The 12206-nt window shown below is 64.3% G+C and carries 13 protein-coding genes and 2 tRNA genes; 11 read left to right on the plus strand and 4 right to left on the minus strand.

Annotated elements, in window-relative coordinates; translation table 11 throughout:
• Positions 1 to 174: 174 nt before the first annotated feature.
• Positions 175 to 2337, plus strand: coding sequence for a molybdopterin oxidoreductase family protein (locus tag ABLE71_RS17390; RefSeq protein WP_348784730.1), 2163 nt, complete (start codon positions 175 to 177; stop codon positions 2335 to 2337).
• Here ABLE71_RS17390 and purN read toward each other — a convergent pair.
• A complete protein-coding gene (purN, locus tag ABLE71_RS17395; protein WP_348784731.1) occupies positions 2327 to 3040 on the minus strand; it encodes a phosphoribosylglycinamide formyltransferase in 714 nt (237 codons plus the stop codon). The two genes, ABLE71_RS17390 and purN, sit on opposite strands and share 11 nt — an antisense overlap.
• Positions 3037 to 4095 carry a phosphoribosylformylglycinamidine cyclo-ligase gene (gene purM, locus ABLE71_RS17400; RefSeq protein WP_348784732.1) on the minus strand — a complete coding sequence of 353 codons (1059 nt, stop codon included), beginning with the start codon at positions 4093 to 4095 and terminating at the stop codon, positions 3037 to 3039. The genes purN and purM overlap by 4 nt, the downstream gene beginning before the upstream one ends.
• Positions 4096 to 4270: 175 nt before the next feature.
• Here purM and ABLE71_RS17405 point away from each other — a divergent pair, with 175 nt between their 5' ends.
• Genes ABLE71_RS17405 through hdaA form a run of 3 tightly spaced genes read left to right on the plus strand, consistent with a single transcriptional unit; the run spans position 4271 to position 6702 of the window.
• Positions 4271 to 4831: a CDP-alcohol phosphatidyltransferase family protein gene (locus ABLE71_RS17405; protein WP_348784733.1), complete on the plus strand. Its 561-nt coding sequence runs from the start codon at positions 4271 to 4273 to the stop codon at positions 4829 to 4831.
• Entirely contained in the window at positions 4800 to 5999 is a 1200-nt protein-coding gene (locus ABLE71_RS17410) for an AI-2E family transporter (protein ID WP_348784734.1), read from the plus strand. Before ABLE71_RS17405 ends, ABLE71_RS17410 begins: the two co-directional genes overlap by 32 nt.
• A 4-nt stretch (positions 6000 to 6003) precedes the next feature.
• The gene (hdaA, locus tag ABLE71_RS17415; protein ID WP_348784735.1) at positions 6004 to 6702 is read left to right on the plus strand and encodes a DnaA regulatory inactivator HdaA; all 699 of its coding nucleotides are present in this window, start codon (positions 6004 to 6006) and stop codon (positions 6700 to 6702) included.
• A gap of 49 nt (positions 6703 to 6751) precedes the next feature.
• Here the strand turns inward: hdaA and ABLE71_RS17420 are convergent, their stop codons facing one another.
• Positions 6752 to 7378 carry a vWA domain-containing protein gene (locus ABLE71_RS17420; protein ID WP_348784736.1) on the minus strand — a complete coding sequence of 209 codons (627 nt, stop codon included), beginning with the start codon at positions 7376 to 7378 and terminating at the stop codon, positions 6752 to 6754.
• A gap of 194 nt (positions 7379 to 7572) precedes the next feature.
• Here ABLE71_RS17420 and ABLE71_RS17425 point away from each other — a divergent pair.
• The 6 genes from ABLE71_RS17425 (at position 7573) to ABLE71_RS17450 (ending at position 9579) form a co-directional block, all read left to right on the plus strand.
• A tRNA-Pro gene (locus tag ABLE71_RS17425) sits at positions 7573 to 7649 on the plus strand.
• Positions 7650 to 7740: 91 nt separating this feature from the next.
• Complete coding sequence (locus ABLE71_RS17430) at positions 7741 to 8046, plus strand: ETC complex I subunit (RefSeq protein ID WP_348784737.1); 306 nt, start codon at positions 7741 to 7743, stop codon at positions 8044 to 8046.
• A 41-nt stretch (positions 8047 to 8087) separates the two neighbouring features.
• Positions 8088 to 8163 (plus strand) — tRNA-Arg (locus tag ABLE71_RS17435).
• Positions 8164 to 8458: 295 nt separating this feature from the next.
• The gene (locus ABLE71_RS17440) at positions 8459 to 8716 is read left to right on the plus strand and encodes a DUF2188 domain-containing protein (protein ID WP_348784738.1); all 258 of its coding nucleotides are present in this window, start codon (positions 8459 to 8461) and stop codon (positions 8714 to 8716) included.
• A 58-nt stretch (positions 8717 to 8774) separates the two neighbouring features.
• Positions 8775 to 8963 carry a hypothetical protein gene (locus ABLE71_RS17445; protein WP_348784739.1) on the plus strand — a complete coding sequence of 63 codons (189 nt, stop codon included), beginning with the start codon at positions 8775 to 8777 and terminating at the stop codon, positions 8961 to 8963.
• Positions 8964 to 9282: 319 nt separating this feature from the next.
• Positions 9283 to 9579, plus strand: a complete 297-nt coding sequence (locus tag ABLE71_RS17450) for a hypothetical protein (protein ID WP_348784740.1) — start codon at positions 9283 to 9285, stop codon at positions 9577 to 9579.
• On the opposite strand, the gene ABLE71_RS17455 is transcribed toward ABLE71_RS17450, so the two are convergent.
• On the minus strand, positions 9553 to 10728 hold the full coding sequence (locus ABLE71_RS17455; RefSeq protein WP_348784741.1) for a cystathionine beta-lyase: 1176 nt from the start codon (positions 10726 to 10728) through the stop codon (positions 9553 to 9555). The genes ABLE71_RS17450 and ABLE71_RS17455 overlap by 27 nt on opposite strands.
• 387 nt (positions 10729 to 11115) lie before the next feature.
• Between ABLE71_RS17455 and ABLE71_RS17460 the strand changes: the two genes are divergently transcribed.
• A complete protein-coding gene (locus ABLE71_RS17460) occupies positions 11116 to 12144 on the plus strand; it encodes an amino acid ABC transporter substrate-binding protein (RefSeq protein WP_348784742.1) in 1029 nt (342 codons plus the stop codon).
• Positions 12145 to 12206: the final 62 nt, after the last annotated feature.

Here is a 12206-nt window from a genome sequence, read left to right on the forward strand (position 1 = left end):
GCTGATCCTCCCCCGTTTACGGGGGAGGGGGACCATGCGAAGCATGGTGGAGGGGGCGCCCCCTCCGTCCCTTCGGGACACCTCCCCCGCTTCGCAGGGGAGGATCAATCGCGCGCGTCCCTACTGCCCAACCTGGCCCTACACGAGACCGCCGTTTCCGGCTAAGTACAGCCCATGAACCAGCACGCCACACTCAGCCAAGCCCCCGTTCCGCAGGCAAAGCCGAAGATCGGCCATTCGGCCTGTCCGCACGACTGCCCCTCGACCTGCGCGCTCGACGTCGAGCTCTTGTCCGACACCCGCATCGGCCGCGTCCATGGCGACAAGAAAAACAGCTACACGGCCGGCGTCATCTGCGCCAAGGTCGCGCGCTACGCCGACCGCGTCCACCATCCCGACCGCCTGCTGAAGCCGCTGGTGCGCTCGGGCGCCAAGGGCGAGGGGGCCTGGAAGGAATCGAGCTGGGAAGCCGCGCTCGATCTCGTGGCGGAAAAGTTCATCGCGGCGGAAGAAAAACTCGGCAGCGAGACGGTGTGGCCCTATTTCTACGCCGGCACGATGGGGCTGGTGCAGCGCGACGGCATAGAGCGGCTGCGCCACGCCAAGAAATATTCCGGCTTCTTCAGCTCGATCTGCACCAATCTCGCCTGGACCGGATGGTATATGGGGGCAGGAGCCCTGCACGGCTCCGACCCCAGGGAGATGGCGAAGTCCGACTGCGTCGTCATCTGGGGCACCAATGCGGTCGCCACGCAGGTCAATGTGATGACCCATGCCATCCGCGCCCGCAAGGAACGCGGCGCGAAAATCGTCGTCATCGATATCTACGACAACGCTACGATGAAGCAGGCCGACATGGGCCTGATCCTCAAACCCGGCACCGACGGCGCGCTCGCCTGCGCGGTCATGCATGTGCTTTTCCGCGAGGGTTTGGCCGACCGCGCCTATCTGGAGAAATACACCGACGATCCGCACGGACTGGAGGCGCATCTCAAGGACAAGACGCCGGAATGGGCGGCGGACATCACCGGCCTGTCAGTCGCCGAGATCGAGGCTTTCGCGCATCTCGTCGGCACGACGAAGCGCACCTTCTTCCGTCTCGGCTACGGCTTTGCCCGCCAGCGCAACGGCTCGGTCAACATGCATGCGGCTCTGTCGGTCGCGGCGGTGACCGGCTGCTGGCAATATGAGGGCGGCGGCGCCTTTCACTCCAATTCCGGCATCTTCAAGTTCGACAAGGGGCTCCTCGAGGGCACGCGGCTGCGCGACCCCGACATCCGCTATCTCGACCATTCGCGCATCGGCCCGGTGCTCACCAGCGCGCCCGACGCACTGTATGGCGGTCCGCCGGTGACGGCGATGCTGATCCAGAACACCAATCCGGTGAACGTCGCCCCCGAGCAGCGGCTGGTGAAGCAAGGCTTCCTGCGCGACGATCTCTTCACCTGCGTGCACGAGCAGTTCATGACCGACACGGCCAGGCTCGCCGACGTCGTGCTGCCGGCCACAATGTTCCTCGAGCATGACGACATCTATCGCGGCGGCGGCAACCAGCACATCAATCTCGGCCCCAAGGTGATCGATCCGCCGGAGGGGCCGCGCACCAACCATTTCGTCATCGAGGAGCTGGCCAAGCGCCTCGGCGTGGCGCATCTGCCGGGCTTCGGCATGACCGAGCGCGAGCATATCGACGTCATGCTCGGCAAGCGCGGCTACGGCGACTTCGAATCGCTGAAGGAAGCGAAGTGGCTCGACGTGCAGCCGGATTTCGAGACCGCGCATTTCCTTAGGGGATTCGGCCACCCGGACGGCAAGTTCCGATTCAAGCCGCAGTGGGTGGGAGGTCTTGCGCCCGGCAAGCCGCCGAAAAGCATGGGCGTCGCTTTCGGTCCCCACGACCGTCTTCCGGAATTCCCCGATCATGTCGATCTGATTGAGGTGGCGGATGCGGAGCATCCGTTCCGGCTGGCGACCTCGCCGGCGCGCAGCTTCCTCAATTCCAGCTTCGCCGAGACGGCGGCCTCGAAAGCCAGGGAGGGCGGGCGGCCGGAACTTCTGGTCCATCCAGAGGACGCGGAGCGGCTCGGATTCGCCGAAGGCGACCGCGTCGAGATCGGCAACACGCGCGGCGAAGTCGTTTTGCACGCAAAACTCTTCGGCGGAATGAAGCGCGGCGTGGTGATCGCCGAGGGCATCTGGCCGAACGACGCGCATGAGCGCGGCGAGGGCATCAACGTCCTGACCGGCGCCGACGCGCCGGCGCCCTATGGCGGCGCCGCCTTCCACGACAACAAGGTGTGGGTGCGGGCGGCTGTCGCCCAGGCACCTACGGCGTGAACCGCGCCAGCGCCTCGAGGTCGAGATCGTCGCTCCACGAACGCGGCGAGAACAGCCGGGCGTTCCCGTCGCCGGCGCTTTCGCCGAGATCGGCGAAGACGGTGCGCCGTTCGACCATCCTGGCCTTGCCGTCCGCAACCAGCCGCAGCGCCAGCGGATAGAGCTCGTGCTCGGCCTTCAGCACGCGGGCAGCGAGTTCAGCCTCGCTGTCGCCGGCGAGCACGGGCACCGCGGCCTGCGCGATGACCGGCCCCGCATCGGTCTCGGCGGTCACGAAATGCACGGTGCAGCCGTGGATGCGAACGCCCGCTTCGAGTGCCCGCCGATGGGTGTCGAGACCCTTGAAGGAGGGCAGCAGGGCAGGGTGGATGTTGATCAGCTTGCCTTCCCATCGCTCGACGAAGCGGGCGGTCAGGATGCGCATGTAGCCGGCGAGGCAGACGATGTCCGTTTCGAGTTCCTGCAGCGCGGCGTCGATGGCGCTGTCATGCGCTTCCTTGCTGGCATAGTCGGAGCGCGGCAGGGCAATGGTGCCGATGCCCCTGTCGCCGGCGAACAGCAGGCCCGGCGCTTCCGGCGTATCGGAAACGACGCCGACGATCTCGGCCGGATAGGAGCTGTCCCGCGCGGCCTCGATCAGCCTGGCCATGTTGGTTCCGCGCCCCGAAATCAGGATCGCGACGCGCTTGCGGCCGCCGTTCATAGTGCGATCGAGCCCCGGTATATGACGCCGGCGTCCCGGCGCGGCACGATGCGGCCGATCGGCGTGACGGTCTCGCCGGCTTCCTGCAGCACAGCGGCTACCTGGGCCGCCTGGCCCGAAGCAACCGCCAGGACCATGCCGACGCCGCAGTTGAAGGTGCGCATCATTTCGTTCGCCGCGACGCCGCCTGTCTTCGCCAGCCATGAGAACACGGGTGGAACCTCGATCGAATCGAGATCGAGCTCGGCTGAGAAGTCCTTGGGCAGGACGCGCGGGATGTTTTCGGGAAAACCGCCGCCGGTGATGTGGGCAAGGGCCTTGATGCCGTGCGTGCCGCGGATCGCCTGGAGCACCGGCTTCACATAGATGCGGGTCGGCTCCAGCAGCGCCTCGGCAAGCGTCAGCCCGTCGGCGAAGGGGGCCGCGTCGCTCCAGCCGAGCCCCGACATCGCCACGACGCGGCGGACCAGCGAGAAGCCGTTGGAATGGAGGCCCGAAGACGCGAGCCCGAGCAGCACGTCGCCCTCGACGATGTCGTCGGTCGGCAGCAACTGGCCGCGTTCGGCGGCGCCCACCGCGAAACCCGCAAGGTCGTAGTCGTTGCCGTGATACATGCCCGGCATCTCCGCCGTCTCGCCGCCGATCAGCGCGCAGCCTGCCAGGCGGCACCCCGCCGCTATGCCGCCGATGATGGCGGCGCCCTGGTCGGGATCGAGCTTGCCGGTTGCGAAATAATCGAGGAAGAACAGCGGTTCCGCACCCTGGACCACGATATCGTTGACGCACATGGCAACGAGGTCGATGCCGATCGTGTCATGCTTGCCGGCGTCGATGGCGATCTTGAGCTTGGTGCCGACGCCGTCATTGGCCGCCACGAGGACCGGGTCCGAAAAGCCCGCGGCCTTGAGGTCGAACAGCCCCCCGAAACCGCCGATCTCGCCGTCGGCGCCGGGCCGGCGGGTCGAGCGCACGGCCGGCTTGATCTTCTCGACCAAGAGATTACCGGCATCGATGTCGACGCCGGCCTCGGCATAGGTGAGCCCGTTCTTTGTCATTGCTCCATCCCTGCGCGGCTGTCGTGTGCGGCTATTCGCATGAACGGATGCCGCCCGCAAGAAGCCGGGCCGCCTCCGCGCCGCTTCCTTGGACGAACAGCCGCTTGGCCGCGGCTCTTGCGTGGGAGCATCCGCCGGACCATCTATCCGCGGGGAAAGCAGGGAGGACATTAGCGTGACCGCCGCCAACATGATCACGATGCTGCGCTTCGTGCTGGTGCCGGCCGTGATCTATTGCATGCTCACGATGCGGTGGCAGTTGGCCTTCGCGGGCTTCGTCGTGGCCGGCGTCTCGGACGCGGTCGACGGCTTCGTCGCGCGCCATTTCAATCAGCGCTCCGAACTCGGCGGCTATCTCGACCCGATGGCGGACAAGCTGCTTCTGGTCAGCGTTTTCGTCGTGCTGGGCTGGCTGGACGAATTGCCGCTCTGGCTGGTCATCGCGGCTGTCAGCCGCGACGGGCTCATCGTCTGCGCCGTTCTGTTGTCGACGGTGATGGGCAACCCGGTCGAAATGAAGCCGCTGATGGTGTCCAAGGCCAATACGGCCGTGCAGATCGTGCTTGCCGCCGTCGTGCTTGCGGAACTGGCCTTCGACGCGGGTTTCGGGCCTGTTCGCCCTGCCTTGATTATCCTGTCCGGCCTCTTGACCGTGGCTTCGGCTGGAGCCTATCTCGTAGCCTGGTCGAGGCACATGAGCAAAGATGGCGAAGGCGGACCGCACGCCGGACAATGAGATAGCCGACGCGCTGATCGCCGCGAACTTTCGCCGGCAGATCGCTTTCTGGCTGATTGCCGGAGCGCTACTCGGACTATTCCTCTTCGTGTTCAGCGGCATTCTGCTGCCTTTCGTGGCCGGCATGGCGCTCGCCTATTTCCTGGACCCGGTGGCCGACCGGCTGGAGCGCCTCGGTCTCTCGCGCGTGGCGGCGACCTTGCTGATCCTTTTGGCCTTCATCATCGTGCTCGCCATCGCGATCGTCATCCTGGCCCCGGTATTGGCGTCGCAGCTTGCCGACCTGCTTGAGAAGGCGCCCGGATATCTGGAGCAATTGCAGGGGCTGATCACCAGCTTCAATCCGGAGTGGCTCGAGCGGCGCTTCGGGCTCGATGCGGGCAGTCTGCGCGAGGGGCTGAATTCGCTGCTGACTTCCGGTGCGGGCTTCATTGCCACCGTTTTCCAGTCGATCTGGAGCTCGGGCGTCGCGCTGTTCAGCATCGCCGCCCTGTTCGTGGTCACGCCAGTCGTCGCCTTCTACATGCTGCTCGACTGGGACCGGATGATCGCCAGGGTGGACAGTTGGGTGCCGCGCGATCATGTCGAAACCATCCGCGCCCTGGCTACCGACATCAATAGTGCGACCGCCGGCTTCGTGCGCGGGCAGGGCACGCTGTGCCTCATTCTTGGCATCATGTACGCGGTCGGACTGACGCTGACGGGGCTGAACTTCGGCATCCTGATCGGCCTTTTCGCCGGCCTGATCAGCTTCATTCCCTACGTCGGCTCTCTGGTCGGCCTGGTGCTTTCGGTCGGCGTGGCTTTCGTGCAGTTCTGGCCGGACTGGATCATGGTGGTGGCGGTGGCCTGCGTCTTTTTCGTCGGCCAGTTCATAGAAGGCAACATCCTGCAGCCGAAGCTGGTCGGCCAAAGCGTCGGCCTGCATCCCGTCTGGCTGATGTTCGCGCTGTTCGCCTTCGGCGCCCTGTTCGGCTTCGTCGGGCTGCTGATCGCGGTGCCCGCGGCCGCCGCGATTGCGGTTCTCGTGCGTTTTGCGATTTCCCGCTACCTGGAGTCGCCGCTCTACAAGGGGCACGTCGAAATCGCTCCCGACCGCGTCTTCGAAGTCAGGGTCAAGCCGAAGCCGGCAGGCCGCGCCCGCAAAGACGCGGCCCGGGGCGACTGACGGCATGGCCGGATCTGACGAGCCTCGCCAAATTCCGCTGGATCTGAGCCATCGGCCGGGGCATTCGCGCGATGAACTCGTCGTTTCTGACGCCAACAGGCAGGCGGTGGCTCTGATCGATGGCTGGCCGGACTGGCCGGCTACGGTCGTGGTGCTAGCCGGCCCGGCCGGATCGGGAAAGTCGCATCTTGCCTCGATCTGGGCGGCAAGCGCGAACGCCGTGTTTGTCGATCCGGCCGCAATCGAGGACTGGCTGGAAGGCGCTCCGCTGACGCATCCCGTGGTGATCGACGACGCGGACGTCGACCTCGACGAGCACGGCCTCTTCCATCTGATCAACGCCGCGCGCGCGGCCGGCACGCACATGCTGTTGACCTCCAGGCGCTTCCCGTCGGCCTGGGGCGTTCGTCTTCCAGACCTTGCATCGCGGCTGAAGGCCGCGGCGACCGTGGAGATACTGGAGCCCGACGATCATCTGCTCGCGGCCGTCGTCACCAAGCTGTTCGCGGACAGGCAGGTGGAGGTCGAGCCGCATGTCGTGCAGTTCCTGGTGCGGCGGATCGAACGGTCGCTGTCGACCGCGATCGACGTCGTCGACCGGCTGGACCGGATGGCGCTGGAGCAGAAGAGCCGCATCACCCGGGCACTGGCGGCCCAGGCGATAAACGCCATGGACAGGGGGCAGGCGGAACTCGATCTTTGAGCGGGGGCCTCGGCGATGTCCGCCGCCGAGGCCCTCTGCGATTGTCCGCTTATCTGCGGGCCTTTGCGCGCTCGGCCGGCGTGAAAGCGGCAGACGCGCGCACGGGACTATGTGCGAACGCCATCGACGCCCGCGCGGCCGCGCCGACGGCTTGCTCCACGCGCTCTGCGTCGAACGTCATCGTGTTGTCGGCCGCCATGCCGCGCGCCGCTCCCTCCGCGAAGGCATCCTGGTTGGCGCCCAGATAGATGACCAGCCAGTTCTTTTCCTTCTGCCGCCGTTCCAGCAGCAGCTTGATAGTCTGCTTCGTGTGCTCCCGGCTGGCGTTCTCCAGCCCGTCAGTGAGGATGACGAAGGTGACGCTTTCATCCTTCCTGAGGTCGGCCTTGTCGATTTCCGCCACCGTTCCGGCGATGGCGTCGTTGAGCGGCGTCATGCCGCGCGGAACGAACGTTTCCTTGGTCAGCTTGGGCATTTCGCCAGGTTTCTGGCGGTCGAAAACGAGGTCGATGCTCCGGTCGTCGAACAGCGTCAGCGAAATTCGCGCCGACAGGCCGGCATCGGCGGCAAGCGAATTCACATATTCATTGAAGGCGCTGATCGTCGAATCGCGGCACTCCTCCATCGAACCCGAGCGGTCGAGGAGGATGTGCACGTAAAGCCGTTTCTTGCTCATGTTACGGTCTCCGATAGCGGCGGCCGATGCCGCAGCGTTACATGACGTAATGTCACGTGAGGTGTTCTCGCCCCGCTTTTTGGCGGTTTCGCGCTCGCATCGTGGCGAAGCGGCGGTTGCAGCGAGCAAACTGTGTGGCGCTTTGCTCTTGCGTTCACAGGCTGAAAACTCTAGGCACTGCGCACCTGAGGGTTCGGAGTGTAGCGCAGCCTGGTAGCGCACCTGATTTGGGATCAGGGGGTCGTAGGTTCGAATCCTATCACTCCGACCAATTTTTCCCCGCCTGAAAAGGCTTTGTTGAAGCGGGCGCGCGCCATTTGCTAGAAGCGTCCTGTCGAATGTGAGTCAGGAATCAGCCAGACATGTCAGCCCGCATCTTCAGCCCGGCCAAGACAGCCATGCAGTCCGGACAAGCCAAGACGGGCCATTGGGTTCTCGAGTTCGACCCCGAAATGCCGCGCAAGATCGATCCCCTGATGGGCTACACGACGTCCCGCGACATGAAGAGCCAGATCCGGCTGACCTTCGAAACGCGAGAGGAAGCCGTGGCTTATGCCGAGAAGAACGGGCTCGCCTACCGCGTGCAGGAGCCCAAGGAAGCCAAGCGCCGGTCGATTTCATACGCGGAGAATTTCCGCTATGACCGCAAGATTCCCTGGACGCATTGAGCAGGCGCTTCCGGGAAAGCCGCCGGCCTCCCGGTGCGTGTGGTCCCGTAGCTCAGTGGATAGAGCACCGGCCTTCTAAGCCGATGGTCGCAGGTTCGAATCCTGCCGGGATCGCCATTTAAGCTATTGTATTTGCTAGATTTTTCGAGCGAACATGGCGGTCCCGCGAAGCGGCGGCTTGCCCCGCCCTTGCGGATTGCCGTGCCCGTTTTCCGCTGTTTCCCCGGTTGATGTCCCGATGCGAATCCGGCCATGATCGGCAAGCCGCGCGGGGTCTCAATAATTTGTGCATAGTCGGCGGGAAGAGCCTCGCGGCGCGGAAACACTGATACGATGCGCCTCGCGTGGCGGCAACTGGACGAACCATTTCGCATGTGCAATCAGCGTCGCTGGGATATCGAGGGCGGATAAGATGGAGCGCATGGCATATGTCGTCATGCCGGACGGCACGGGCTGGAAGGTCAAGTGCAATGGCGTCGACTATCCATACTACTCCACGCGCGACGAGGCGGTCGGTGCGGCCGTGCAGGCGGCCTACGAGGCTGGAAGGCTCGGCTACGACGCGCTCGTGCTCATCCAGGATTCCGAGGGCAGGGTCCAGGTCGAATGGACCTATGGACAAGCACCCAGGGACCTTGCAGCGGATTGGAAAAGGCGCCACGCCGGCTGAGGTCCAAACCCGGGTTCCGCAGTCCCCGATGACAGGCTAAGGTGCACTAGGAGATTCCATGTCGCGACTTCTGCTCTTCGCCATGATTGTGGCTGCCTCGGGGTTGGCTGGCTGCGGGTATGGCCCGGGCTATGGCAACTCCGATCAGCCGATGATGGCGACCGGCGCGCCCTGTGGATACCGCGCTGTCGACGCCGGGATTTGTCCGAAGACGGGATACAAGGTCCCGCCGGGAGCCCATTATTAGTGAGCGAATTCGACATTTGAGTTGTGTCTGAAGCAGGGCACCCTCTCAAATGTCAAATTCAAAGCGCGACGGCTGCCGGGGCACGCAGATGTCGAATCGGACCACTAGTGGCAACATGCCGCGCCGCCCTTGACAGTGTTTCAAGCAGAAATGAACTTTTTTCCGCGGCGGGTGCACCTATATGTGGGTGGATTTCTCCCCACAGCCTCGATATTCACGGCGTCGACAAGGCGCAGGGCCGTGGCTTAGACGAAAGCATCCTTTTCAAGCCGAGGGCGTTAGTGGCATTGCTACCGCCGCTTCGGCAACAGAGGCAGAGATGACCGAGAAGGCAATCGAATTCCTCCAGGAGTGGATCCACGAAAAGGTCCAGGCTCCCGAGACCCCAGCGTCGATCGACCGGGAGGCCGGGGTGCTTGCCAAGCAATGTGCCGCTCAAGCTGCCAACGCAGGCGTGCGGCTCGAGGACATCGAGGAGGAGGTCGGCGATCTCGAAGAATTGATCGCGACGAAACTCGAGGACGCCGTCGAGGCCATGAATGGCGGTGCGGAGGAGTCCACCCGGCCCAAATCCGATGGGAAGCCCGACTCAACCCACCCGCCGCGCGGCCTCTAGCCCCCGCAAGAGATCGCCTTTCAGATCCTCGACGTTTTCCAATCCGATCTGCAGACGCACCAGCGGTCCTTCGAAGGGACCTTTGGCGATCGTGCGGTCATTCAGCGAAACGAGCGCGGCCAGGCTTTCGTAGCCACCCCATGAATGGCCGAGCCCGAAGATGCCGAGCGCGTCGAGGAAGGCGTGGGAGGCCTTGTGTCCGGCTCCCGCCAGCACGACCGAGAAGAGGCCGCTCGAACCCGAGAAGTCCCGCTTCCAGAGCGCATGATCCGGATGGCTTTCGAGCGCCGGATGCAGCACGCGCGCGACGCCGTCCTGCCGCTCCAGCCAGCGCGCTATCGCAAGTGCGCTTTCCTGGTGCCGCTCGAGCCTCACGCCCATGGTCCTGAGACCGCGCAGCACCTGGTAAACGTCGTCCGGTCCCGCGCAGCAGCCGAGCGCGTTGACGGTAGCGCGCAGCTGTTCCCAGCACGCCGCATTTGCCGAGGCAGTGCCCAAGAGCACGTCCGCATGGCCGGCTGGATATTTCGTCGCCGCATGGATGGTGATATCGACGCCGAAATCGAGGGCGCGGAAATAGAGGGGCGTTGCCCAGGTGTTATCCATCATGACGATGGCTCCGCCGGCATGCGCGGCCGCCACGATCGCCGGGATGTCCTGCACCTCGAACGTGTTGGAACCAGGCGATTCGGTGAACACGACCCTGGTGTTGGGCTTGAGCAGTGAGGCGATGCCGGCGCCGGCGCGCGGGTCGTAATATTCGACGTCGACGCCCATGCGCTTCAGCATCGCGTCGGCGAATTTGCGGGTCGGAAAATAGACCGAATCGACCAGAAGCAGGTGGTCGCCGGCGGAAAGAAATGCAAGCAGCGGGACGACCACCGCCATCAGGCCGGAGGGGACGATGATCGTGCCGGCGGAGCCTTCGAGTTCGTCGATCGCCTGAGCGAGTGCGTCGGTGGTGGGGGTGCCGTGCGTGCCGTAGGTGTATTTCTGCGCCCGTGAGGCAAGGGTCGCGGCATCCGGGAAGAGCACCGTCGAGGCATGCACGACAGGCGGGTTTACGAAGCCGTGATAGTCGTGCGGATCGTTGCCGCCATGCGCAAGCCGCGTATTGATTCCAGCGCCGTCGGGAATGCGTTTTGCCATTGTGCTCCACCTCTCGCGCGGTCAGCCATAAAGCGCGGCGGAGTGGCGTGCAACGGAGTAGGCTCTCGTTTGCCGGCTTGCTTCACGTTCCGCTCGTCTCACCGGTGCGTGGCGCGGCGCGCTCGCTTTTCTTTCCAGCGGTCAAACCTTGGGCAGAAAAGCCTGTCAAACGGGCATCCGCAACTTGCGGTTTCCAAACTCCTTGGGATTCGGTCATTCCGCTTGACCTCAATGGAATAATCGCCTTCGATGCAAATTCTGCACGGGGTGCGCGCAGCATTGCATCGAAAAGGTCGATGCCGAATCCGGAAATGGGCCGGACGATGAGGTGCTGCCGCTCAACGGAAATGTTTGTACCAAGAAGAACAGATCAAAGGGTTGAGGGTTATGAAAAATACGATGATTGGCATTCTCGGCGCGGCCGTGCTCGGAGTGGCGGCATCCGCCGCTTCCGCCGCCACGCTTGACGATGTGAAGGCGAAGGGCTTCATCCAATGCGGCGTCAATACTGGCCTCGCCGGGTTCTCCGCGCCGAACGACAAGGGCGAATGGACCGGGCTCGACGTCGACTTCTGCCGCGCGGTCGCCGCAGCCGTGTTCGGCGACGGCACCAAGGTCAAGTTCACCGGCCTGAGCGCCAAGGACCGCTTCACCGCGCTGCAATCGGGCGAGATCGACATCCTGTCGCGCAATACGACCTGGACGATCAACCGCGATACCGCGCTCGGCCTGAATTTCGGCGGCGTCACCTACTACGACGGCCAGGGTTTCATGATCAACGCCAAGAAGCTTCCCGGCGTGAACTCCGCGCTGCAGCTTTCCGGCGCCTCGGTTTGCGTTCAGTCGGGCACCACGACCGAATTGAACCTCGCGGACTACTTCAAGGCCAACAACCTCGAATACAATCCGGTGGTCTTCGAGAAGTTCGAGGAGGCCAACGCCGCTTATGACGCGGGCCGCTGCGACGCTTACACCACCGACCAGTCCGGCCTCTATGCCGTGCGCCTGCAGATGTCGGCGCCCGACGATCACGTCGTTCTGCCCGAGATCATCTCGAAGGAGCCGCTCGGGCCGGCCGTGCGCCAGGGCGATGACAAGTGGTTCGATATCGTCAAGTGGACCTACTACGCGTTGCTGAACACGGAAGAAGCAGGCGTCACCCAGGCCAATGTCGAGGAGATGAAGAACTCTCCGAACCCGGACATCAAGCGCCTGCTCGGCGTCGAGGCGGAAACGAAGATCGGTACCGACCTCGGCCTCGACAACGCCTGGGTTGCCAACATTGTCAAGGCAACCGGCAACTATGGCGAGATTTTCGAGCGCAATGTCGGGGCCGGCAGCCCGCTCAAGATCGCGCGGGGCGCCAACGCCCTGTGGACCAAGGGCGGCCTCCAATACGGCATGCCTATCCGCTGATCGCGGTCTCCGGGCCGGAGGGGCATTCCCTCCGGCCTTTTCGGTTCGAGACCGAATACGGT

Origin of the sequence: Mesorhizobium sp. KR9-304 (assembly GCF_040049215.1) — a bacterium.
GTDB lineage: Bacteria > Pseudomonadota > Alphaproteobacteria > Rhizobiales > Rhizobiaceae > Mesorhizobium_K.